The sequence below is a fragment of the Mycobacterium sp. NGS57 genome (assembly GCF_059812405.1).
The window spans coordinates 20,018-42,635 of sequence record NZ_JCALCP010000008.1; the positions used below are offsets into that span (position 1 = coordinate 20,018).

19 protein-coding genes are annotated in these 22,618 nt (G+C 70.1%); 9 read left to right on the top strand and 10 right to left on the bottom strand.

The features are described 5' to 3' along the window. Positions 1-42: 42 nt before the first annotated feature. The 3 genes from AC5Y43_RS16185 to AC5Y43_RS16195 form a co-directional block, all read right to left on the bottom strand. Positions 43-609, bottom strand: coding sequence for a TetR/AcrR family transcriptional regulator (locus AC5Y43_RS16185; protein ID WP_499974537.1), 567 nt, complete (start codon positions 607-609; stop codon positions 43-45). Positions 610-1,155: 546 nt separating this feature from the next. After that, complete coding sequence (locus AC5Y43_RS16190) at positions 1,156-2,631, bottom strand: aldehyde dehydrogenase (protein ID WP_499974075.1); 1,476 nt, start codon at positions 2,629-2,631, stop codon at positions 1,156-1,158. Between the two features lie 41 nt (positions 2,632-2,672). Continuing rightward, a complete protein-coding gene (locus tag AC5Y43_RS16195; RefSeq protein ID WP_499974076.1) occupies positions 2,673-3,443 on the bottom strand; it encodes a class I SAM-dependent methyltransferase in 771 nt (256 codons plus the stop codon). 102 nt (positions 3,444-3,545) lie between these two features. On the opposite strand from AC5Y43_RS16195, the gene AC5Y43_RS16200 reads away from it, so the two are divergent. From AC5Y43_RS16200 to AC5Y43_RS16210, 3 genes are read left to right on the top strand one after another with little or no spacing between them, the layout of a single operon-like run. After that, positions 3,546-4,775 (top strand): TerC family protein, encoded by a 1,230-nt coding sequence (locus tag AC5Y43_RS16200; protein WP_499974078.1) that lies wholly within the window; start codon positions 3,546-3,548, stop codon positions 4,773-4,775. Positions 4,776-4,805: 30 nt separating this feature from the next. Further along, positions 4,806-5,414, top strand: coding sequence for a DedA family protein (locus tag AC5Y43_RS16205; RefSeq protein ID WP_499974080.1), 609 nt, complete (start codon positions 4,806-4,808; stop codon positions 5,412-5,414). A 36-nt stretch (positions 5,415-5,450) separates the two neighbouring features. Further along, entirely contained in the window at positions 5,451-6,614 is a 1,164-nt protein-coding gene (locus AC5Y43_RS16210) for a glycosyltransferase family 4 protein (protein ID WP_499974082.1), read from the top strand. Here the strand turns inward: AC5Y43_RS16210 and AC5Y43_RS16215 are convergent. After that, on the bottom strand, positions 6,598-8,271 hold the full coding sequence (locus AC5Y43_RS16215) for an MmpA family trehalose lipid delivery protein (protein ID WP_499974083.1): 1,674 nt from the start codon (positions 8,269-8,271) through the stop codon (positions 6,598-6,600). The genes AC5Y43_RS16210 and AC5Y43_RS16215 overlap by 17 nt on opposite strands. An 8-nt stretch (positions 8,272-8,279) precedes the next feature. Next, the gene (pgfA, locus tag AC5Y43_RS16220; RefSeq protein WP_499974086.1) at positions 8,280-9,626 is read right to left on the bottom strand and encodes a cell envelope lipid trafficking protein PgfA; all 1,347 of its coding nucleotides are present in this window, start codon (positions 9,624-9,626) and stop codon (positions 8,280-8,282) included. Between the two features lie 187 nt (positions 9,627-9,813). Between pgfA and AC5Y43_RS16225 the strand changes: the two genes are divergently transcribed. Further along, positions 9,814-10,986: an acyltransferase family protein gene (locus tag AC5Y43_RS16225; protein WP_499974087.1), complete on the top strand. Its 1,173-nt coding sequence runs from the start codon at positions 9,814-9,816 to the stop codon at positions 10,984-10,986. Between the two features lie 28 nt (positions 10,987-11,014). On the opposite strand, the gene AC5Y43_RS16230 is transcribed toward AC5Y43_RS16225, so the two are convergent. The 3 genes from AC5Y43_RS16230 to AC5Y43_RS16240 all read right to left on the bottom strand — a co-directional run bounded on the left by AC5Y43_RS16230 (position 11,015) and on the right by AC5Y43_RS16240 (position 15,159). Beyond that, positions 11,015-12,595 carry a PE family protein gene (locus AC5Y43_RS16230; protein ID WP_499974089.1) on the bottom strand — a complete coding sequence of 527 codons (1,581 nt, stop codon included), beginning with the start codon at positions 12,593-12,595 and terminating at the stop codon, positions 11,015-11,017. A gap of 109 nt (positions 12,596-12,704) precedes the next feature. Next, positions 12,705-14,186 carry an AMP-binding protein gene (locus AC5Y43_RS16235; protein ID WP_499974091.1) on the bottom strand — a complete coding sequence of 494 codons (1,482 nt, stop codon included), beginning with the start codon at positions 14,184-14,186 and terminating at the stop codon, positions 12,705-12,707. Beyond that, positions 14,179-15,159, bottom strand: a complete 981-nt coding sequence (locus AC5Y43_RS16240) for a phosphotriesterase family protein (RefSeq protein WP_499974092.1) — start codon at positions 15,157-15,159, stop codon at positions 14,179-14,181. Before AC5Y43_RS16240 ends, AC5Y43_RS16235 begins: the two co-directional genes overlap by 8 nt. Before the next feature lie 61 nt (positions 15,160-15,220). Here AC5Y43_RS16240 and AC5Y43_RS16245 point away from each other — a divergent pair, with 61 nt between their 5' ends. The 3 genes from AC5Y43_RS16245 to AC5Y43_RS16255 all read left to right on the top strand — a co-directional run bounded on the left by AC5Y43_RS16245 (position 15,221) and on the right by AC5Y43_RS16255 (position 18,707). Further along, positions 15,221-16,927 carry an acyl-CoA dehydrogenase family protein gene (locus AC5Y43_RS16245; protein ID WP_499974094.1) on the top strand — a complete coding sequence of 569 codons (1,707 nt, stop codon included), beginning with the start codon at positions 15,221-15,223 and terminating at the stop codon, positions 16,925-16,927. Between the two features lie 152 nt (positions 16,928-17,079). Then, positions 17,080-17,769, top strand: coding sequence for a TetR/AcrR family transcriptional regulator (locus AC5Y43_RS16250; RefSeq protein WP_499974095.1), 690 nt, complete (start codon positions 17,080-17,082; stop codon positions 17,767-17,769). After that, the gene (locus AC5Y43_RS16255) at positions 17,766-18,707 is read left to right on the top strand and encodes a R2-like ligand-binding oxidase (protein ID WP_499974096.1); all 942 of its coding nucleotides are present in this window, start codon (positions 17,766-17,768) and stop codon (positions 18,705-18,707) included. The genes AC5Y43_RS16250 and AC5Y43_RS16255 overlap by 4 nt, the downstream gene beginning before the upstream one ends. Before the next feature lie 10 nt (positions 18,708-18,717). On the opposite strand, the gene AC5Y43_RS16260 is transcribed toward AC5Y43_RS16255, so the two are convergent. After that, positions 18,718-20,136 carry an NADP-dependent succinic semialdehyde dehydrogenase gene (locus AC5Y43_RS16260; protein ID WP_499974098.1) on the bottom strand — a complete coding sequence of 473 codons (1,419 nt, stop codon included), beginning with the start codon at positions 20,134-20,136 and terminating at the stop codon, positions 18,718-18,720. A 73-nt stretch (positions 20,137-20,209) separates the two neighbouring features. On the opposite strand from AC5Y43_RS16260, the gene AC5Y43_RS16265 reads away from it, so the two are divergent. Together AC5Y43_RS16265 and AC5Y43_RS16270 are read left to right on the top strand one after the other, a co-directional pair. Continuing rightward, positions 20,210-21,859, top strand: a complete 1,650-nt coding sequence (locus tag AC5Y43_RS16265; RefSeq protein WP_499974100.1) for an acetolactate synthase large subunit — start codon at positions 20,210-20,212, stop codon at positions 21,857-21,859. Positions 21,860-21,866: 7 nt separating this feature from the next. Further along, positions 21,867-22,352, top strand: a complete 486-nt coding sequence (locus AC5Y43_RS16270; protein ID WP_499974101.1) for a DUF309 domain-containing protein — start codon at positions 21,867-21,869, stop codon at positions 22,350-22,352. 28 nt (positions 22,353-22,380) lie between these two features. On the opposite strand, the gene AC5Y43_RS16275 is transcribed toward AC5Y43_RS16270, so the two are convergent. Continuing rightward, positions 22,381-22,587: a UsfY protein gene (locus AC5Y43_RS16275; protein ID WP_499974102.1), complete on the bottom strand. Its 207-nt coding sequence runs from the start codon at positions 22,585-22,587 to the stop codon at positions 22,381-22,383. Positions 22,588-22,618 lie beyond the last annotated feature (31 nt).

Consider the following 22,618-nt stretch of genomic DNA (forward strand, 5'->3'; position numbering starts at 1 on the left):
GATGTTCGCGACGGCGCAGCAAATGCGCGAAAGCGCGGACCGCTAGCCGGGGATTCCGTTGCGGATGACGAATTCCTTTGCCTTGATCAGGAATTCAAGCTGCTCACCAACCTGGCGCAACGGGTCGGCGCTGCGGGTCGAGCGCGACAGCACCACGGCGCCCTCCAGCGCGGCTATCGCCATCACCGCCAGCGAGGCGGCGTCGGCGTCGTCGAAGCCGTCGTTGGAGAACGCCCGGGTCAGCGCGGTACACCAGCGGCTCAGGATGCCACCGGCCTCGGCGGACAGCTTGGGGTCGGCGTCGTCGGAGCCGATCGCCGCGGCGACCACCGCGCATCCGGCGGCGAAGCCGCCCTCGGTCAGCACGCGCACCCAGAACTCGACGAACTCACGCAGCAGCGCCCTGGCGCCCCAGCCGGCGGCGTCGTCGATCATCGTGGTGATCGAGTCGCCCGAATACCGCAGCGCCTCGGCGAGAAGCTGATTGCGCCCGTCGGGAAAGTGGTAGTACACCGAGCCGCGCGGCGCGCCGCTGCGGGCCAGCACCTCGTCGATGGTCACCCCGGCCGCACCGCGCTCACGCATCACCTCGGCGGCGCTGACCAACATCTTCGTGCGGGTGTCGCCGCGCCTGGTGCGCGCGGTGTCAGCCTTGGCGGTGCCAGTCGGCACTGTCGTACCTCCCGTGGCCGGCGTCATGCAACTTGCGAGTGCCGCGCCATTGGCCAGTGCATATTACGGCTGAGCCGGAACGGCCGGCGTTTGAAGTCCCGCATCTGCCGAGTGAACTGGTAACCGGCGACGTTGAGCTCGATGATCCACATTATTCTCTCCCGGCCTGTGTTAGGCCCATGATTATGCTGAGAAGCATATAAGACAGAAGTCCAGTAAGCAACTTTTATTCCCTAAGTAACCCGTGCAGCACCGCAAACGGCATACGGGCGGGGGAAGGGGTCCTGGTCAGCGCGGTCGTAACGATCCGGTTTCTATGCTGTATTGCATAATCACTAATCCTGCGACGCACTGTCCCGATGGAGCTACGAACGTGGAGAAGTGGTCGACGACGAGGCGGCGCGATGTGTCGGCGCGCCACCCGCGAGCGAGCCTCCGCGTCCAGAAGCGACGGCGCTGTTCGCCGGCGTAAAAAGCCGCCGGCTAGTCGATCGTGTAGCCCATCGGCATCAGCACGCTCTTGTGCTGGGTGAAGTGCTCCACGCCCTCGGGCCCGTTCTCGCGGCCGATGCCGGAGTTCTTGTAGCCGCCGAACGGGCAGCACGGGTCGAAGGCGTACCAGTTGATCGCGTAGGTCCCGGTGCGGATCTTCTCCGAGATCTCGATGCCCTTCGCCACGTCGGACGTCCACACGCTGCCGGCCAGCCCGTACACCGAGTCGTTGGCGATCTTGATCGCGTCCTCCTCGGTGTCGTAGGGAATGATGGACAGCACCGGCCCGAAGATCTCCTCCTGGGCGATGGTCATCTTGTTGTCGACGTCGGCGAAAACCGTGGGCTGCACGAAGAATCCGTTGGCCAGGTCCTCGCGCCCCTCGGGGCGCGAACCGCCGCACACCAACCGCGCGCCCTCCTCGACGCCCTTGGCGATATAGCCCTCGACCCGGGCGCGCTGCTTCTCGCTGATCAGCGACCCGATCTGCGCGCCCGCGTCCGACGGCGGACCGACGGGCAGCGCCTGCACGAAAGCGCCTACCGCATCGACGATTTCGTCGTAGCGTGAGCGCGGCGCCAAAATGCGGGTCTGGCCCACACACGCCTGCCCGGTGTTCATGATCCCGGCGAACACCATCATCGGGACCGCGGCGGCCAGGTCGACGTCCTCGAGGACGATGGCCGCCGACTTCCCGCCCAGCTCCAGGGTGCACGGCTTGAGCATCTCCGCGGCCCGCCGGCCGATCTCCTTGCCGACGCCCGAGCTGCCGGTGAAGGTGAACAGGTCGACGTCGGGGTTGGAGGTCAGCGCCTGCCCGGTCTCGATCCCGCCGGGCACCACCGACAGCACCCCCTCGGGCAGGCCCGCGTCGGCGAACACCTCCGCCAAAGCGTTTGCCGTCAAAGGGGTTTCGGCTGCCGGCTTGAGCACCACCGTGCAACCGGCCAGCAGCGCGGGGCCGAGCTTGTTGACCGCCAAGAACAGCGGCACGTTCCAGGCGATGATCGCGCCCACCACGCCGATCGGCTCGCGGTGCACGATGGTCTGCCCGTAGGAGCCGTTGCGGATCTCGCGCCACTTGACCTGCTCGACGGCGGGCCCGGCGAAGAAGCTCATCGCCCCCATCGAGCCCATCCAGTGCATGGTCTCGATGGTCATCGGCGGCTGGCCGGTCTCGTCGGCGAGCAGCTTGGCGAACAGCTCCTTGCGCTCCTCGAGCAGCTGGGCGGCCTTGGCGATGACGGCCGCGCGCTCCTTCGGCGCGGTGGTGGGCCACGGGCCGCTGTCGAACGCGGCGCGCGCCGCGGCGACCGCGGCGTCCACGTCGGCTGCCGCCGCCATGGGCACCTTGCCGACGTACTCGCCGGTGGCCGGGCAGTGCACTTCGATGACTTCGTCCGTCGACGGTTCCGTCCACTTGCCACCGATGAAAAGCTTGTCGTATTCGGTCTTAACGTCGGTCATGGCGCCACCCTACCCAAGCCGGGGCAAAACGAGAACATGTTTCATTCTCGGGGCGACAGCACCAACACGAGATTGCTCACCGTGAACTCGCGGAGCCCCGGCACCGACGTCAGCCACCACGCCCATCGTGGGTGGTAGCGGGGAAATGCGGCCTCCGCCGCGCCCGTGCTCACCGCCCAGCTCAGGCCGTCGGCGGCAGATACCGCGAACAACGACGACCCGTAGTCGTTTTTGGCCCGGTGGCCGTGCTTGCGGGCGTAGCGCTCGGCGGCCCGGGCGCCGCCGAGGTAGTGCGTCAGGCCCATCTCGTGGCCGCCGAACGGGCCCAGCCACACGGTGTAGGAGAGCACGACGAGCCCGCCGGGGCGGGTCACCCGCAGCATCTCGGCACCGAGTTGCCAGGGCCGCGGGACGTGCTCGGCCGCGTTGGACGACAGGCAGATGTCCACCGAGTCGTCGGCGAACGGCAGCGCCATGCCCGACGCCCGCACAAAGGTGCCCCGGTCACAAGCGACAGCCGTTGTGCCCGAATGCATTTCGCCCGGATCCGGTTCGACCCCGAGGTAGCGGACCCCGAGATCCTGGAACGCCGGAGCGAAGTACCCCGGTCCGCCGCCGACGTCGAGCAACGTGCGGCCGACCGGAGGTTCGCCGTGGGCGCCCAGCCACAGATCGCCCACCATCGCCGCGGTGTCGGCGGCCAGCGCGCCGTAGAAGCGGGCCGGATCGGACTGTTCGTAGCGAAACTCCGACAGCAGCCGCACCGAGCGGCGCAACGTCGCGCGCCGCGCAAACAAGTCGGTCACGGCCACCGGCCAACCCTACGGCCGCGAGCACACATACTGTTGCGGCAAAGAGGGTACGGAACCGTCCAAGACAGAAGACGGCTCCGACGAAGGTGGCTCAGACAGCGAATGAACGTCCCCGGCTGGGTGTGGGCCCTCACCGTCTTCGGCGTCGCCGGGCTGCTGGCCTTCGACTTCTTCTTCCATGTCCGTCGGGCCCACGTCCCGACGCTGCGGGAGGCGACGGTCTGGTCGGGCGCCTACGTCGGCATCGCGGTGCTGTTCGGCGTCGGCATGCTGCTGTTCGGCGGCAACGAGGCGGGCCCGGAGTACTTCGCCGGTTACGTCACGGAAAAGGCGTTGTCGGTCGACAATCTGTTCGTCTTCCTGGTGATCATGGGCAGCTTCCGGGTCCCGCGTGAGGATCAGCAGAAGGTGTTGTTGTTCGGGATCGTCTTCGCCCTGATCGCCCGTACCGGCTTCATCTTTCTCGGTGCCGCGCTGATCAACGCCTTCGCGTGCGTCTTCTACGTGTTCGGGCTGATCCTGTTGGTGGCCGCCGGCGGCATCCTCAAGCCCGACGGCGACGAGAAGTCCCGCAGGGCCGACAACTTCGTCATCGGGGTGGCCAAGAAGTTCCTGCACACCACCGAGCACTACGACGGCGACAAGTTGTTCACGACGGTCGATGGCCGGCGCGCGATGACGCCGATGCTGTTGGTCATGGTCGCGATCGGCGGTACCGACATGTTTTTCGCGCTCGACTCGATCCCGGCGATCTTCGGCCTCACCCAGAGCGTCTACATCGTGTTCACCGCGACCGCGTTCTCGCTGCTGGGCCTGCGCCAGCTCTACTTCCTGATCGAGGGGCTGCTGGACCGGCTCGTCTTCCTCTCGTACGGGCTCGCGGCGATCCTCGGCTTCATCGGCGTGAAGCTGATCCTGCATGCCATGCACGAGAACAACGTCCCGTTCATCAACGACGGCGAACCGGTATCGCTCGTCGAGATCAGCACCTACGTGTCGCTGGTGGTAATCGTCGGTGTTCTCGTCGTGACCGTGCTCGCCTCGCTGCTCAGCCCCCTGGGCAAAGCCCGCATGGCGATCGCCAACGCCCGGCGCCACGCGACGGCCTACCTCGACTCCGAATACACCCACGACCCCGCCGAACGCGAACGCATCTTCCACATGCTGCTGGGCGAGCGCGATCAGATACTCGCCCTGGGCCCGAAGTACCGCCGACTGGTCCGCGACGAGCCGGCCCTCATCGACCTGCTCGACCGCGCGGCCGCCAAACACGACGAAGCCGTCGACCGCGGCGAGGCCGAGCCATTCATCAGGATGGGGCTGACCTCCTGAGCGCGGGTCGCTAGGTAGTGTTGGGCTCTGGTGTTCGACTCACTGCTCGACGCGCTCGGCCACTCCTGGTGGGCCTATCCGCTGATCCTGCTCTCCTGCACGTTCGACGCCCTGCTGCCGGTCTTGCCGAGCGAGACGGCGCTTCTCACCGGCGGCATCCTCGCAGCAAACGGCTCAATGCTGCTGGGATGGGTGATCGCGATGGCGGCGATCGGGGCGTTCGTCGGCGACAACCTCGCTTACTGGATCGGTCACTCGGCCGATGACTGGGCCCGCCGCTGGATCACCCGCGGAGAGAAGGGCAAGCGCGGCCTCGCGTGGGCGCACCGGGAATTGGACCGGCATGGTGGCCCGCTGGTGATCGTGGCGCGGTTCCTGCCGGGCGGTCGCACCGCCACGACGATCGCCTGCGGCGTGCTGGACTTCCCCTATCGCCAGTTCGTGGTGTTCGACGCGGTCGGCGCCGTCCTGTGGGCCACGCTCAACACGTTCATCGGCTACATCGGCGGCAACGCGTTCGCCGAGAACACGATCGCGGCGTTCGCGGTGTCGTTCGGCGCGGCGCTGGCGCTGGCCGGAAGCATCGAACTGATCCGGTGGATTCGCCGACGTGCCCGCGGCCGAGGGAAAGCGCAGTAGCCGGCCCCCCGTCGATTCCCACTAGGCTGGCGAGTGATGTCCGCTCTCCGTTCGGTCCTGCTGCTGTGCTGGCGCGACACCGGGCACCCGCAGGGCGGCGGCAGCGAAACATACTTGCAGCGAGTCGGCGGGCAGCTGGCCGCCTCCGGGATCGCCGTCACGCTGCGCACCGCGCGCTATCCGGGTGCGCCGCGCCGCGAAGTCGTCGACGGCGTGCGCATCCACCGCGCCGGCGGCCGGTATTCGGTATATGTGTGGGCGCTGCTGGCCATGGCCGCGGCGCGCATCGGTCTGGGCCCGCTGCGCAAGGTGCGGCCCGACGTCGTCGTCGACACCCAGAACGGCCTGCCGTTTCTGGCCCGGCTGGTGTACGGCCGGCGGGTGGCGGTGCTGGTGCACCACTGCCACCGCGAGCAGTGGCCGGTGGCGGGGCCGGTGCTCGGCCGCATCGGCTGGTTCGTCGAGTCGCGGCTGTCGCCGCGGCTCAACCGGCGCAACCAGTACGTGACGGTGTCGCTGCCGTCGGCGCGCGATCTCGTCGCGCTCGGGGTGGCCCAGCACCAGATCGCGGTGGTGCGCAACGGCCTCGACGAGGCGCCGCCCAAGTCGTTGTCCGGCCCGCGCTCGGACGCGGCGCGGGTGGTGGTGCTGTCGCGGCTGGTGCCGCACAAGCAGATCGAGGATGCGCTGGAAGCCGTCGCCGCCCTGCGGCAACGAAACCCCGAATTGGCCGCCCTGCACCTCGACATCGTCGGCGACGGCTGGTGGCGCCGGCGGCTCGTCGACCATGCGCGACGGCTCGGCATGTCCGACGCGGTGACCTTCCACGGCCACGTCGACCACCTCACCAAACACCATGTGCTGCAAGGCTCGTGGGTGCACGTGCTGCCGTCACGCAAGGAGGGCTGGGGCCTGGCCGTCGTCGAGGCGGCCCAGCACCGGGTGCCGACCATCGGCTACCGCTCCTCGGGTGGCCTGTCCGACTCCATCGTCGACGGGGTGACCGGGATCCTGGTGGACAGCCGCGCGGAACTGGAGGACCGCCTCGAAGAGCTGCTCGCCGACCCGGTGCTGCGCGATCAGCTCGGCGCCAAGGCGCAGACGCGCAGCGGCGAGTTCTCCTGGACGCAAAGCGCCGACGCGATGCGCACCGTCCTGCAGGCGGTCCGGGCCGGCGAGTTCGTCAGCGGCGTCGTGTAGCCACCAGAGCACCGAAAGCCCCCACGACCAGCATCGCCAGCCACGCCAGGTGGGCGATCAGCGTCGCGGCGCGCCGCGTGCCGGAGACCCCCGCGCTCTGGCCGCCGATCCGGTAGAGGGTCAACCCGCCGTCGCGGTGCACCGGCGTCAGGGCGGCCAGGGTGCGCGCGGCCGCGCCCATGTCCCCGGCGCTGCCGGACTCGACGACCAGCCAGCCCACGCCCGCCCGCGCCAGCGCGGCGGGGTCGGCCCCCGCCAGCAGCAGCCCCTGCACGGCGCGGGCGCGATCGCCCTCCCCGGGCACGCAGACCCCCGAGATGGCCAGGTCGCCGGTGGTCAGCACGTCGGCGCGCACCCAGCGCGGCAGCGGGTCCAGCACCGGAGCCGTGCCCGCCCAACCGAACCGCCGCATGGTGCCGGCGGGCAACACCGCGACCGGCCGCGGGTCGCCGTTGATCGCCGACGCCACCGCCGCCCACCCGGGCGGGTAGCGCACCGGCGTGACCTTGCCCCACACCCCCCACGCGAGGTCTGGCAGCGCCAGGATCAGCGCGAGGCAGCAGACCGCCGCCACGGCCGCGGCTCGCAGCCACCGCCGCAGCGTCACCACCGCACCGGCGCCCGCCAGCGTGTATCCCGGCACCGCCAGCGCCACCCACTTCTGCCCGTCGCGCAGCACCCCGAAGCCGGGCGCCGCCTCGACCACCGCGCGCAGCGCGTGCAGGCCCGGCCCGGTCGCCAACAGGGCCGGCGCCAGCACCGAGACCGCCGCCAGCACCAGCAGCGGCACCGCGGCGCGACGACGCACGAGCACCGGCACCCCGGCCGCCACCACCCCCAGCAGCACCACGGCCGACGACACGGCGAAAAGCGTTGTCCGCGAACCGGGTACGGCCTCGCCGTTCCAGATGCCGCCGAGGCTGGCCAGGCTGGCGAGCGCGCCCAGGCCGGGCTCGGCGCGCGGCGCGAACGCGGTCACCCCGAGCGCGGCGCCGGCCGCATGCGCGCGCAACGACGAGCCCAGCAGCGAGGCGGCCAGCCAGGGCGCCGCGGCCACCACCGCGGTACCCAGCGTCGCCGCCGCGCACCGCAGGCGGGAGCGCCCCGCGCCGGGAGCGGCCACGCACACCAGCGCCACCGTCGCGGCGAGCAGCAGCCCGGTCGGGGTCAGCCCGGCCAGCGCGATCCAGAACGCCAACCCGAAGAACGAGCCGGCACCCCCGCGCAGGCGCAGCATCGCGGCCCCGACCCAGGGCAGGCCACCGTAGCCGACCAGCAGGCTCCAGTGGCCCTGCAGAAGCCGTTCGGCCACATAGGGATTCCAGATCGCCAGCGTGCAGGCCACGAACTCGCCGGGCGGCCCCGCGTCGGGCAGGGCCGCGGCGACCAGCCGCGCCGCGCCCCATCCGGCCAGCCACAGCCCCGCCCCGAGCAGCGCCTTGACCACCACGCCGCCGTCGAGCACATGGGAGGCGAGCGCCACCGCGAAATCCTGGGGCGTCGCCCGCGGCGCCGCCGTCAGCCCCAGCGCGGTATCGGACAGATACGACCGCGGCGTCGACACCGCGTCGCGCACCAACAGGTACCCGGGCGCCAGCAGCGGCCCGACCACCAGGAGCGCCAGCAACAGCGCGTACCCCGGCCGGGTCCAGCGCATCCGGGGGGCTAGGGCCGTTCGGGCGGGCCCGGCGGCGCCGGCGGCCCCGCCTCGGGCGTCCCCGCCTCGGGCGGCCCGGGCTCGGGCCGCTCCACCGGCTCCACCGGCTCGGCCGGCTCCCCATGGCCCAGGGTGGGCGCGTCGGGCGCGGGCGGGCCGGGATCCTCGCGCTGCGCGGGGCGCTGCGTCGGCAGCTTCTCGGTCTCGGCTTCGGCGCCGGGAACCGGTTCCTCGAGCCCGGCGCGGCCGAAGAATTCCTGGTCGGATCGGTCCAGGCCGGGGTCGGTCAGCGCGCTTTCGGTCCGCAGGCTGAACGACGCGAGCACCGCGCCGCCGATCAGCGCGATCAGGCCGACCGCGGTGAACGTGATCGGCAGCACCCGCGACCACAGCGCCAGCCGGTCGCGCTCGTCGCGGGCGGTGTTGACCTGCCCTTCGACGGTGTCCTCGTTGGACTTCACCTTGTACTCGACCAGCGTCATCTCGGGCTTGAGCGGATCGCGGGCGAAGTAGTGGTTGGCGTGCTCGGTCTGCTTGACGATGGTGCCGGAGACCGGGTCCACCCAGAAGGTCCGCTGCGCGGCGTAGTAGCGGGTCATGGTGATCTGCTCGTTCGGGTCACCGCCCTGCACCCCCCACATCGACGCCGACGTGGTCTGCTTGGCGTCCTCCTGGCCGGCCAGCAGCGACGGGTACGTGACGGGTGCCACCAGCTTTCCGTCGGCGTTGTACCCGATGTTCTGGGTGAACTTGAAGGTGGTCAGCCCGTTGACGTCTTCCTCGGTGTCGTAGTTGACGTCAAACGGCTTCTGCGCGATCGGGTCGAAGTAGGGGTAGGTCTTCTTCTCGGTGTGGAAGGGGAACCGGTAGGACAGCCCGTCGTGGCGCAGCGGCTGGGCCGTGGGCGGGTTCTCGTCGTTGACGGCACGCGGCTTCTGCAGCGAGCCGCCGGGGTGGGTGTCGTCGGAGACGGCCATCGCCGTCTTGCGGTTGAGGGTGACGGTGTCGACGATCGCGAGCAGCAGCCCGCTGTCCTTCTGTTTGTCGGTGCGCCGGACCGAGGTGCCGGCCTGCAGCGTGACGACGTCGGCGTTGGCGGGGGATTCGACGCTCAGCTGCCGTTGGGACACCAGCGGCACGTTCTGGTTGACGACGAGGTGGTCGGTGGACAGCGACGCCGCGTCGAGGGCTTGCATCGCGGTGCCGTCGCTGATCAGGGTGGCATCGATGTTCAACGGAATTTTGGTGATCCTGCCGCTGGTGTACGTCGACAGCAGCAGCGCGGCGATCAGCAGTGCGGCTCCGAGTCCGATGATCGCGCATGCGGCGAACCGCAACATGACTGCTCGGTTCACGTTGCTGTGTCCTCCTCATGGATCCCTTGTGGCGGCTACGGCCTGATCAAGCAGCGTGGCAAGCCCGTTCGACCCTAACAGCAGAATGTAAGGCGCCGGCTTACGAACCCGCTGAACCCGACGCCCGCCCCGCGCCTTATACCCAATTCGCCCGCTACCACACGAGTCGACGTTCGAGGGCACACTGTTGAGCGTGATCGATGGCCAGCGGGCCGGCGGGATCCGCAGCTTCCTGCCCGCCGTGGAGGGCATGCGCGCGTGCGCTGCCATGGGCGTGGTGGTCACCCACGTCGCGTTCCAGACGGGGCACTCCAGCGGCGCCGCCGGCCGGCTGTTCGGCCGCTTCGACCTGGCCGTGGCGGTGTTCTTCGCGTTGTCGGGCTTCCTGTTGTGGCGCGGGCACGCCGCGGCGGCACGGGGGTTGGGGTCGCGCCCGCGCACCGGGCACTACCTGCGCTCGCGGGTGGTCCGCATCATGCCCGCGTACCTGGTGGCGGTGGTGGTGATCCTGACCTTGCTGCCCGATGCGGCCGGCAGTGCCGGCCCGACCGTGTGGCTGGCAAACCTGACGCTCACCCAGATCTATGTGCCGCTCACCCTGACCGGCGGTCTGACCCAGATGTGGAGCCTGTCCGTCGAGGTCACCTTCTACCTGGCGCTGCCCGTCCTGGCGCTGCTGGCCCGCCGCCTTCCCGCCGGCGCCCGGGTGCCGGCCATCGCCGCGCTGGCGGCACTCAGCTGGGCGTGGGGCTGGGCGCCGGTGCACTCGGGGGCGGGCACCAACCCGCTCAACTGGCCGCCGGCGTTCTTCTCCTGGTTCGCCGCCGGGATGCTGCTGGCCGAATGGGTGCACAGCGGCATCGGCCTGCCGCACCGGCTGGCCCGCCGACGGGTGGTGATGGCCGTCGTCGCGGCGGCGGCCTACCTGCTGGCGGCGTCGCCGCTGGCCGGCCCGGAGGGCCTGGTGCCCGGCACCGCCGCGCAGTTCGCGGTGAAGACGGCGGCGGGCTCGGTGGTGGCGTTCGCGTTGGTCGCGCCGCTGGTGCTGGACCGGCCCGACACGCCGCACCGGCTGCTGGGCAGCACCGCCATGGTGACGCTGGGGCGCTGGTCCTACGGGCTGTTCGTGTGGCATCTGGCCGCGCTGGCGATGGTCTTCCCGGTGCTGGGGGTCTTCCCGTTCACGGGCCACATGCCGATGGTGTTGGTGTGGACGCTGATCTTCGGGTGGGCGATCGCCGCGGTGAGCTACGGCCTGGTCGAGTCGCCGTGCCGGGAAGCGTTGCGCCGCTGGGAGAAACGCCACGAACCGGCCCGGGAGCGGGTCACCGACGCTGAGGCGGACGCGATCGCGCCGTGAGTCCCGGGCCGGGCTTACTCGCCCCGTTTCAGGCCCCGTTCAGCCCGTTCAGGCCGAACAGCTGCCCGCCGGTGCCGCCGGCGCCCCCGGTGGCGCCCGGGGTTCCCGCGTTGCCGCCGTTGCCGCCGTTGCCGATCAGCTGCGCGTCGCCGCCGCTCCCACCATTACCTCCGCCCCCGATCGTGAAGCTCAGTCCGCCCCCGCCGCCGAAGCCGCCATCGCCGACGAGCCCGGCTCCGCCGCCATGGCCACCGGAGCCCCCGCTGTTGCCGCCGCCTCCGCCCACGCCGCCGTTACCGCCGTTGCCGATCAGAAAGCCGGCAGCGCCGCCCGCGCCGCCGGTTCCGCCGTTGTCACCGACGCCGCCGCGTCCGCCCAGCCCGCCGCTACCGATCAGCAGGCCCGCGTGACCGCCGTTGCCACCGGCTCCACCAAGGCCGCTGAACCCGGTTCCGCCGGCCCCGCCCGTCCCGCCGTCGCCGTACAGGAGGCCGCCGCCGCCCCCGGCCCCGCCGGCGCCGCCGTTGGTTTGTCCGGTCCCGCCGGTGCCGCCGGTCCCGCCGCCGCCGAACAACACGCTGCCCGCGCCCCCGGCCCCGCCGTCACCCCCGGTGGTGGCGCCGGTCCCGCCGTCCCCGCCGTCCCCACTCATGCCGAACAGCGCGCCGCCGGTGCCGCCGTTCCCGCCGAGACCCCCGACCCCGCTGATGCTGGCTCCCCCGGTGCCCCCGGTGCCGGCGGCACCGAAGAACAGGCCGCCGGCCCCGCCGGTCCCCCCGGTCCCGCCGGTGCCGTTGCCGCTCTGTCCCCCGACGCCGCCGTCGCCGCCGAGGCCGAAGAGCAGGCCGCCGGCCCCGCCGGCCCCGCCGGTACCCCCGTTGGGGTTGCCGAGGCCGAATCCTCCGGTGCCGCCCGGGCCGCCGTTGCCGACCAGCAGCCCGCCGGCCCCGCCGGCGCCGCCCGCCCCGCCGGTTCCCGCGCCGCCGTTATCGATTCCGCCGTCGCCGCCGGCCCCGCCGTTGCCGAACAACCCGGCGGACCCGCCGGCCCCGCCGCGGGCTCCGCCGGTGGCGCCCAGCCCGCCGGCCCCGCCGGGCCCGCCGTTGCCGAACAGGCCCCCGGCGCCGCCCGCCCCGCCGTTCTGGCCGTCGGCGCCGGAACCGCCGGCGCCGCCGCTGCCCCACAAGATGCCACCGGCGCCGCCGTTGGCTCCGCTTCCCGGTGCGGCGTTCGCGCCGTTGCCGACCAACGGGCGCCCCAGCAACACTTCGGTGGGCGTGTTGATCAGGTTCAGCAGGTCTTGCTGCAGGACTTGCAGGGGCGAGCTGTTGGCGGCCTCGGTGAGGGCGTACGCGTTCCCGCCGGCACCGAGAGCCTGCACGAACTGCTGGTGAAACGTCGCCGCCCGGGCGATCAGCGCTTCATACGCCTGGCCGTATGAGCCGAACAGCGCGGCGATTGCCGCGGATACCTCGTCGGCCCCGGCGGCCAGCACCGCGGTGGTGGGACCCGCCGCCGCGGCCCGGGCGGTGCTCACCGCCGATTCGATATCGGCCAAATCCGTTGCCGCGGCGGCCAATTGGTCCGGTATCCCATATACAAATGACATGGCGCATGCCCCCTCATCGGCTCACCGGCGAACAACCGGTCGACGCGTCGAGGAATATATCGAGCTCAGCATATCGCGACCCGAGCAGCGCGTTGAGCGCTTTTTTCGATCAGTGCCGCTCCGCGGCGGGCAGGCGCGCCATGATCTCGGCGCGCACCGCCGAGCGCCGCGCCTTGCCGGCGTCGTCGCGCAGGGGAGTGTCGACGAATTCCACCGTGTGGGGCACCTTGTAGCCCGAGATGCGTTCGCGCAGAAAAACTTTCACGGCCGCGTCGTCGAGGGCCGACCCGTCGGCGGCGTGCACCACGGCGTAGGGCACCTGGCCGAGGTCCCCGGCGTTGGGGTCGGGAACACCGACGACCAGGCAGGACATCACCTCGGGGTGGGCCGACAGCGCGTTCTCGATCTCGGCGGGGTAGACGTTGCGGCCCCCGACGGTGAACATGTCGACCCGGCGGTCCGACAGGTACAAAAGCCCGTCCTCGTCGAAGTAGCCCAGATCGCCCAGCGAGTCCCAGCCGTCGCGGCTCTTGGCGGTGACGCCGACGTAGCGGTAGGTCGGCGCGCTGCCGGGCGCCGGACGCATGTAGATCTCGCCGACCACGCCGGGTGGGCACGGGTTGCCGTCGTCGTCGAGCACCTTCATCTCCCCGGCCACCACGACGCCGACCGAGCCGCGGTGGGCCAGCCACTGGTCACCGGAGATGAACGTCAGCGCCTGTAATTCGGTGCCGCCGTAGAGCTCCCAGACCTTCTCCGGGCCCAGCAGGTCGATCCAGGCCTGCTTGATGGCCGGCGGGCAGGGCGCCCCCATGTGCCAGAACCGGCGCAGCGACGACAGGTCGTAGGAGCCGGGGTCGGAGTGGTAGACCGGCAGCGCCCGCTGCATGATCGTCGGCACCGTGGTCAAAAACGTCACGCGGTGGTCGGTGATCAGCCGCAGGAACTGGTGCGGGTCGAAGCGGCTCATCACCACCAGGTGGTGGCCCATCAGCAGCGCGATCGTCGCGGTGGTGAAGCCGGTGTTGTGGGACAGCGGGATCGGCACCAGGGTGGTATCGCCCTCCTGAGCGCCCAGCGGATAGCCGATGGCGGCCGGTATGCGGCTGTCACCGCCGGACTCGATGAGCTTGGGCCGGCCGGTGCTGCCGCCGGATCCCATCGCCTTCCACACCGGCGAGACGGCCTCGGGCAGCGGCGCGTCCGGGGTCGCCGGGCCGGGAACGAAACCCGCTGGCACACTGGGTATTTCACTGTGCTCGCGACCCACCAGCAGCGCCGGCGGCCGCAGCTCCAGCAGCCCCCGCAGCTCGGCGTCCGGCAACCGCGCCGACAGCGGCTGCGGCACCGCGCCCAGCTTCCAGCACGCCACCGCCGCCTGAATCCATTCGATGGAGTTGGGCAGCACGATGGTCACGTAGTCGCCGACGCCGACGCCGCGCCCGGCGTAGGCGCGGGCCAGGCGGTTGGTGGACTTGTCGAGTTCGGCGCGCGTGATGGTGCGGCCCTCGCAGCTGACCGCCGGTGCGTCGGGCGCCGCTGCGGCAAGCGCCGATATCTGGGTGCTGATCGGCGGGATCGGCTCACTCATACGAGCCCTGCCGCTCGAAGATGCGCCGCGGGTTGTCGACGAGCATGGTGTGCAGTTGCTCGTCGGTGACGCCGCGCTCCTTCAGGGCGGGGATCACGTCGTTGTGGATGTGCAGGTAGTGCCAGTTCGGCGCCACCTGCGGCATGAGCGCCTCGGGCAGCGCGTCGAAGTAGCAGTTGGCGTCGTGCGAGAGCACCATCTTGTCGGCGTGCCCGCGCTCGCACATCGTCGCCACGATGTTGACCCGTTCCTCGAACGGCAGGATCACGTCGATGCCGAACCGGTCCATGCCGAGGTAGGAGCCGGCCGAAATCAGCTCCTCCAGGTAGCCGACGTCGGTGCTGTCGCCGGAATGCCCGATCACCACGCGGCTCAGGTCGACACCCTCCTCTTCGAAGATGCGCTGCTGCTCCAGCCCGCGGCGCAGCCCGGCATGGGTGTGCGTCGAGATCGGCACCCCGGTGCGCTTGTGCGCCTGGGCGACGGCGCGCAGCACCCGCTCCACCCCGGGGGTGATGCCGGGTTCGTCGGTGGCGCACTTGAGGATGCCGGCCTTGATGCCGGTGTCGGCGATGCCCTGCTCGATGTCGCGGACGAACATCTCGGTCATGATCTCGGGGCCGTCCAGCATCCCGCCCGGGCCCTCGTAGTGGAATCGGAACGGGACGTCGTTGTAGGTGTAAAGCCCGGTCGCCACAACGATATTCAGCTCGGTGGCCGCGGCGACGCGCGCGATGCGCGGGATGTAGCGGCCGAGCCCGATCACGGTGAGGTCGACGATCGTGTCCACGCCGCGAGCCTTGAGTTCGTTGAGCCGGTCGATGGCGTCGGCCACCCGTTTTTCCTCGTCGCCCCACGCCTCGGGATAGTTCAGGGCGATCTCGGTGGTCATGATGAACACGTGCTCGTGCATCAGCGTCACGCCGAGGTCGGCGGTATCGATGGGGCCGCGTGCGGTATTGAGTTCTGACACGGCCTCGATGCTAGGTCGAATGCCGGTTCACCGACAGGGCTGTGTGCGCTACGTTGCCCCCATGTTGCTCAATCCGAACCACCTGCAACGCCGCTACCCCGACCGCCGCTCGGGGGAGATCATGGCCGCGACGGTCGACTTCTTCGAGTCCCGCGGCAAGGCCCGGCTGAAGGCCGACGACCACAACCGGGTCTGGTACTCCGAGTTCCTCGACCACATCGGGCGCGAGCGCATCTTCGCCTCGCTGCTCACCCCGAGCGCCTACGGGACGGGCGACTGCCGCTGGGACACCTACCGGATCAGCGAGTTCGCCGAGATCGTCGGCTTCTACGGGCTCAACTACTGGTATCCGTTCCAGGTCACCGCGCTGGGCCTGGGCCCGATCTGGATGAGCGACAACGAGGACGCCAAGCGCAAGGCCGCCGCCCAGCTGGAGGCCGGCGAGGTGTTCGCCTTCGGGCTCTCCGAGCAGACCCACGGCGCCGACGTCTACCAGACCGACATGATCCTCACGCCTTCGGAACACGGTTGGACGGCCAACGGCGAGAAGTACTACATCGGCAACGCCAACGTCGCGCGGATGGTCTCCACGTTCGGCAAGATCGAAGGCTCTTCAAAAGACCCCGAGTACGTCTTCTTCGCCGCCGACTCCCGCCACGACCGCTACGAGCTGATCAAGAACGTGGTGAACTCGCAGAACTTCGTCGCCAACTACGCGCTGCGCGACTACCCGGTCACCGAGGCCGACCTCTTGCACCGCGGCATCGGGGCCTTCCACGCCGCCCTCAACACCGTCAACGTCTGCAAGTACAACCTGGGCTGGGGCGCCATCGGGATGTGCACCCACGCCATGTACGAGGCGGTCACGCACGCGGCCAACCGCTCCCTGTACGGGACGCTGGTGACCGATTTCTCCCACGTGCGGCGGCTGCTCACCGACGCCTACGTGCGCCTGATCGCGATGAGGCTGGTCGCCACCCGCGCCTGCGACTACATGCGCAGCGCATCGGCGGCCGACCGCCGCTACCTGCTCTACAGCCCTCTCACCAAGGCGAAGATCACCAGCGAGGGCGAGCGGGTGATCACCGCGCTGTGGGACGTCATCGCCGCCAAGGGCGTCGAGAAGGACACCATCTTCGAGGCCATGACCCGCGAGATCGGCCTGCTGCCCCGGCTGGAGGGCACCGTGCACATCAACATCGGGCTGCTGGGCAAGTTCATGCCCAACTTCCTGTTCGCGCCGAGCGGCGACCTGCCCGTGCTCGGCCGCCGCGACGACGCCGCCGACGACACCTTCCTGTTCGCCCAGGGACCCACCGGGGGCCTGGGCAAGGTGCGGTTCCACGACTGGCGCGGCCCGTTCGCGGCGTTCGCCCACCTGCCCAACGTCGCGCGGCTGCGCGAACAGATCGACGTGCTCACCGAGATGCTGGCCAGCGCGACGCCGGATGCGGTGCAGCAGAAGGACATTGACTTCGCCTTCGCCGTGGGCCAGCTGTTCGCGACGGTGCCCTACGCGCAGCTCATCCTCGAGGAAGCCGCGCTGTCGGAGGTCGACGACGCGTTGGTCGACCAGATCTTCGCCGTGCTGGTGCGCGACTTCAACGGCTATGCCGTGGAACTCGGCGACAAGGCCGTGACGACGGACGAGCAGGCCCGGCTGGCACTGCGGATGATCCGGCGCCCCGTCCACGACCCCGCGCGCTACGACCAGATCTGGACGGAGCGCGTGCTGCCCATCAGCGGCGCCTACCAGATGCGCCCTTGACCTCTTGGCCCGTCCCGAGCGTGCGCCTGTCCGCACACTGGACTACCGGCGTGCGGCTGGACGCACACTCGAGCACCTGGCCGCCCTTGACCCTTGACTGTGATGCGGCTCACAGTAGAATGACCAGTGGTCATCGAGGGTAGGAGGCCGTCATGCCGACTGTGACGTGGGGACGCGTGGATCCCGCGCGGCGCGCGGCGGTGATCGAAGCCGCCGAAGCCGAGTTCGGGGCGCACGGGTTTTCCGGCGGGAGCCTGAACGTCATCGCCCGCCGCGCCGGGGTCGCCAAGGGCAGCCTCTTCCAGTACTTCGCGGATAAGCGGGATCTGTACGCCTTCATCGCGGACATCGGCAGCCAGCGGGTGCGCGCCTACATGGAGGACCTGATCGTCGAGCTCGACCCGAGCCGCCCGTTCTTCGACCACCTCACCGACCTGCTCGACGGCTGGGTGGCCTACTACGCCGAACACCCGCGCGAGCGCGCGCTGCACGCCGCGGCCACCCTCGAGGTCGACACCGACGCCCGCGTCAGCGTCCGCAACGTCATCCACCGCCACTACCTGGAAGTGCTGCGGCCGCTGGTGCACACCGCGCACACCCGCGGGGACCTGCGCCCCGATGCCGACACCGACGTGCTGCTGTCGCTGTTGCTGCTGATCTTCCCGCACCTGGCGCTGGCCCCCTACATGCGCGGCCTGGACCCCATCCTCGGGCTCGACGAGCCCACGCCCGAGCAGCCCGCGCTGGCCGTACGCCGGCTCATCGCGGCGCTGAAGGCGGCCTTCGCGAAGGTGCCGGCCGCCCAACGTATTCCGGAAATGATCACCAGGAGGTCGCCATGACGCGCACAAGTTCTTCTTCCATGGTCCACGGCGGCCTCAACTGGGACAGCTTGCCGCTCAAGCTTTTTGCCGGCGGCAACGCCAAGTTCTGGAATCCGGCCGACATCGACTTCTCCCGCGACCGCGCGGACTGGGAACGGCTCACCGACGACGAGCGCCACTACGCGACCCGGCTGTGCGCGGAGTTCATCGCCGGGGAGGAGGCGGTCACCGAGGACATCCAGCCGTTCATGGCCGCGATGCGCGCCGAGGGCCGCCTCGGCGACGAGATGTACCTGACCCAGTTCGCGTTCGAGGAGGCCAAGCACGTGCAGGTGTTCCGGATGTGGCTGGACGCCGTCGGGGTCACCGACGACCTGCACCGCTACCTCGACGACATCCCCACCTACCGCACCATCTTCTACGAGGAGCTGCCGGCCTGCCTCAACGCGCTGACCACCGATCCGTCCCCGGCCGCCCAGGTCCGGGCCTCGGTCACCTACAACCACATGGTGGAGGGGATGCTGGCGCTGACCGGCTACTTCGGCTGGCACAAGATCTGCGTCGAACGCGGCATCCTGCCCGGCATGCAGGAGCTGGTGCGGCGCATCGGCGACGACGAGCGGCGCCACATGGCCTGGGGCACCTTCACCTGCCGGCGCCACGTCGCCGCCGACGACGCCAACTGGGGGGTGTTCGAAACGCGGATGAACGAACTGATGCCGCTCGGGTTGCGCCTCATCGAAGAGGGCTTCGCCCTTTACGACCCGATGCCCTTCGGCCTGTCGACCGAGGAGTTCATGACCTACGCCGCGGACAAGGGGATGCGGCGCTTCGGCACGATCTCCAGCGCGCGGGGGCGCCCGGTCGCCGAGATCGACCTCGACTACTCGCCGGTGCAGCTGGAGGACACCTTCGCGGACGAGGACGAGAAGGCGCTGGCCTCCGCCGCGGTGTGACGCGCGAGCGCTACTCGACCTTCTTGCCGCCGCCGGACGATCCGGTGTCGGGCGACCCGATCCAGACGGTCTTGGCGTTGCAGAACTCGCGGATCCCCAGCCCGGCGAGTTCGCGGCCGTAGCCGGAGCGCTTGACGCCGCCGAACGGCAGTTCGGGGTAGGAGACGGTCATCCCGTTGATGAAGACCTGCCCGGCCTCGATGCCGTCGATGAAGCGCTGCTGCTCGGCTTCGTCGGCGGTCCATGCGTTGGATCCCAGCCCGAACGTCGTGGCGTTGGCGATCTCGATGGCCTCGTCGATGTCGGCGGCCTGGTACACCGAGGCGACCGGCCCGAACACCTCCTCGGTGTACATGGCCATGTCCTTGGTGATGTCGGTGACCACGGTCGGCGGGTAGTACCACCCCGGCCGGTCGAGACGCTCACCGCCGCAACGGATCACCGCGCCCGCGGCGGCGGCGTCCTCCACCTGCTTGGCGACCTCGTCGCGGCCCGACTCGGTGGCCAGCGGGCCCACGTCGGTGTCCGGGTCGGTGGGGTCGCCGACGCGCAGCGCCTTGACCCGCTCGACGAACTTGTCGACGAACTGCTCGTAGACGTCGGCGTGGGCGATGAACCGCTTGGCGGCGATGCAGGACTGGCCGTTGTTCTGCACGCGGGCGGTCACCGCGGTCTTGACCGCCTCGTCCAGGTTCGCCGACGGCATCACGATGAACGGGTCGCTGCCGCCGAGCTCGAGCACGGTCGGTTTGATCTCGTCGCCGGCGATGGCCGCCACCGACTGGCCGGCCGGCTCGCTGCCGGTCAGGGTGGCCGCCGCCACGCGGGGATCGCGCAGGATGGTCTCCACGGCGCTGGACGGCACGAGCAGCGTCTGGAAGCAGCCCTCGGGGAAGCCGCCGCGCGCGATGACGTCGGCGAGGTACAGGGCGCACTGCGGCACGTTGGACGCGTGCTTGAGGATGCCGACGTTGCCCGCCATCAGCGCCGGCGCGGCGAACCGCACGGCCTGCCACAGCGGGAAGTTCCACGGCATCACGGCCAGCACCACCCCCAGCGGCTGGTACCGGGTGTAGGCCTTGGCGGCGCCCACCTTCTTCGCGTCGGCCGGCTCGTCGGCCAGCAGCTGTTCGGCGTTCTCGGCGTAGTAGCGAAAACCCTTGGCGCACTTGATCGCCTCGGCCTTGGCCGACGCCAGCGTCTTGCCCATCTCCAGGGTCATCAGGGCGGCGGTCTCGTCGGCCTCGGCCTCCAGCAGGTCGGCCGTCGCGTTCGCCCACTCGGCGCGCTGAGCGTAGGTCGTGGAACGGCGGTAGTCGAGGAAGCGCTCGTGGGCGCGGGCGATCGCCGCCTGGACCTCGTCGTCGGTGGCGGGGGTGAAGGTCTTGACCGTCTCGCCGGTGGCAGGGTTGATCGTGGCGATGGGCACGGGGCCCTCCTTTGTCGTTGAGCGGCGTCCGCTGTCCAGCCTGCCACTACTGTGGCAAGCGGGAGGTCTGAGGATGAGCAAAGCCGCCGAGCTGATGGTCAAGTGCCTGGAAAACGAGGGCGTCTCCGTGGTCTTCGGGCTGCCCGGCGAGGAGAACATCCGCTTCGTGCAGGCGCTGGCCGCATCACACATCCGCTACGTGCTGACCCGCCACGAGCAGGCGGCGGCGTTCATGGCCGAGATGTACGGCCGCGTGACCGGCCGGGCCGCGGTGGTGTCGGCCACCCTGGGCCCCGGCGCCATCAACATGCAACTCGGCGTCGCCGACGCCACCACCAACAGCACCCCGATGGTCGCGATCTCCGCGCAGGTGGGCCAGGACCGCGAATACAAGGAGTCCCACCAGTACGTCGACCTGGTGTCGATGTTCGCCCCGATCACGCGGTGGGCCGCCGGAATCCCCACCCCGCGCGCCATCCCGGAGATGTTCCGCAAAGCGTTCAAGCTCGCCGAGAGCGAACGCCCGGCCGCGGTCTACCTGGCGGTGCCCGAACACATCGATGCCGATGACACCGACTACCCCGATCTTGCGCCGTTGCCGCGCAACGTCGTTCGCGCCGAGGCGCCCGCGGCCCGCCAGGTCGCGCGGGCCGTTGACATCCTGCGTAACGCGCGGCGGCCGGTGGTGCTGGCCGGTCACGGCGCCGCCCGCGGCGGCGCGACCGCGGCGCTGGTGCGGTTCTCCGACGAATTCGGCATCCCGGTGGCCAACACCTTCCACGGCAAGGGCGTCATGCCCGACGACCACCCCAACAGCATCGGGACCCTGGGTTTCATGCGCCACGACTACGTCAACTTCGGGTTCGACCACGCCGACGTGGTGATCGCGGTCGGCTACGAGCTGCAGGAATTCGACCCCGTCCGGATCAACCCGCAGGCCGACAAGAAAATCATCCACATCCACCGGTTCCCGGCCGAGGTCGACGCCCACTACCCGGTCGAGGTCGGGATCGTCGGTGACATCAGTGCGTCGCTCGACGCCCTCGCCGATGCGCTCGAGGGCCACGCCTTCGAAGCCGAGCCGGAGGTTCCCGGCTGCGGGCTGCTCACCGAGGAATTCGCTCGCGGGCAACAGGATTCGCGCTTTCCGCTGGCCCCCGCGCGGGTAGTCGCCGACACCCGCGAGGCGCTGGGCCGCAGCGACGTGGTGCTGGTCGACACCGGCGCCACCAAGATGTGGATGGCCCGGCTCTACCCAACCTACGAGTGCAACACCTGCCTGGTGTCGAACGGCCTGTCCACCATGGGCTTTGCGCTGCCCGGCGCGCTGGGCGTCAAGCTGGCGCGGCCCGACGCGAAGGTGCTGGCGGTCGTCGGCGACGGCGCGTTCATGATGAATTCGCAGGAGATCGAGACCGCCGTCCGGGAGCGGATACCGCTGGTCGTGCTGATCTGGGAGGACGGCGGCTACGGCCTCATCGAGTGGAAGATGGACCTCGAACTCGGGGAACACTACTACGTGACGTTCTCCAACCCCGACGTGGTGAGTTACGCGGAAAGCTTCGGCGCCAAGGGATACCGGATCACCAGTGCCGAGGAACTGCTGCCGACGCTGAAGGCGGCGCTGGACGACGACGGCGTCTCGCTGATCAGCTGCCCGGTCGACTACTCCGAGAACTTGCGGCTGACCGACCGGCTCGGCGAGTTGGACGAAACGCTGTAGTGGAGAGATGACGCAGCGTGATCGCGACGAATCGGGCCGGCCGCGAAGTGCCCGACCGCGCGACGCTCTGGGGCGGCCACTCCCGCCGGGGAGCGTGGGCGTTCCACGCGTCCCGGATGACCTGGCGCTGGCGCCGGCCGAGACCCTCGCCTACGCCCAGGATCTGCTGGATCGAGGTCTCGCATTCAACGCTCACGAAGTGCTCGAGGCCGCGTGGAAGAACGGTCCGGTCAACGAGCAGGCGCTGTGGCGAGGCCTGACGCAGCTCGCTGTGGGAATCACCCATGTCCAGCGGGGCAATCTCACCGGCGCGACGGCGCTGCTGCGCCGCGCCTCCGCCCATCTTGCCCGCGAGGACCGGCCGGTGCCGCACGCTGTCGACGTCGCCGGGTTGGTGGACTTCGCCGAAGCGCTGATCAACGACCTCGCCCGTGGGGTTGATATCGTCCCGTCGCGGCTACGGCCCCGCCTGGTGGCCGGAGGCGGCGATTAGCCGGGAGCGGCGGCGGTGGTGCCCGGTGTTAGTCCTGTCGCTTCTCCAAAACGGTGAGCCGGCGAAGTTCCAGGACGAACCACAAGATCGCCGCCGCGGTGGCGAGTAGTGCGATGAGCGCCATCGTGGTGAGCCATTCGTAGTGCTTATAGGCGGCGACCGCCACGGTGGCGATGATGGCGGACAACGCGACGCCCAGCAGAACGAACCCGGGCCATAGGAAATTGTCTTTCATGGTGAGGCCGGCGCGGGCATGTGCGGTCCGA

Coding starts and splice junctions, on each gene's coding strand:
- AC5Y43_RS16185 (WP_499974537.1), bottom strand. CDS start 609: ATGTTGGTCAGCGCCGCCGAGGTGATGCGTGAGCGCGGTGCGGCCGGG.
- AC5Y43_RS16190 (WP_499974075.1), bottom strand. CDS start 2,631: ATGACCGACGTTAAGACCGAATACGACAAGCTTTTCATCGGTGGCAAG.
- AC5Y43_RS16200 (WP_499974078.1), top strand. CDS start 3,546: ATGAACGTCCCCGGCTGGGTGTGGGCCCTCACCGTCTTCGGCGTCGCC.
- AC5Y43_RS16210 (WP_499974082.1), top strand. CDS start 5,451: ATGTCCGCTCTCCGTTCGGTCCTGCTGCTGTGCTGGCGCGACACCGGG.
- AC5Y43_RS16215 (WP_499974083.1), bottom strand. CDS start 8,271: ATGCGCTGGACCCGGCCGGGGTACGCGCTGTTGCTGGCGCTCCTGGTG.
- AC5Y43_RS16230 (WP_499974089.1), bottom strand. CDS start 12,595: ATGTCATTTGTATATGGGATACCGGACCAATTGGCCGCCGCGGCAACG.
- AC5Y43_RS16235 (WP_499974091.1), bottom strand. CDS start 14,186: ATGAGTGAGCCGATCCCGCCGATCAGCACCCAGATATCGGCGCTTGCC.
- AC5Y43_RS16245 (WP_499974094.1), top strand. CDS start 15,221: ATGTTGCTCAATCCGAACCACCTGCAACGCCGCTACCCCGACCGCCGC.
- AC5Y43_RS16250 (WP_499974095.1), top strand. CDS start 17,080: ATGCCGACTGTGACGTGGGGACGCGTGGATCCCGCGCGGCGCGCGGCG.
- AC5Y43_RS16255 (WP_499974096.1), top strand. CDS start 17,766: ATGACGCGCACAAGTTCTTCTTCCATGGTCCACGGCGGCCTCAACTGG.
- AC5Y43_RS16265 (WP_499974100.1), top strand. CDS start 20,210: ATGAGCAAAGCCGCCGAGCTGATGGTCAAGTGCCTGGAAAACGAGGGC.
- AC5Y43_RS16270 (WP_499974101.1), top strand. CDS start 21,867: ATGACGCAGCGTGATCGCGACGAATCGGGCCGGCCGCGAAGTGCCCGA.
- AC5Y43_RS16275 (WP_499974102.1), bottom strand. CDS start 22,587: ATGAAAGACAATTTCCTATGGCCCGGGTTCGTTCTGCTGGGCGTCGCG.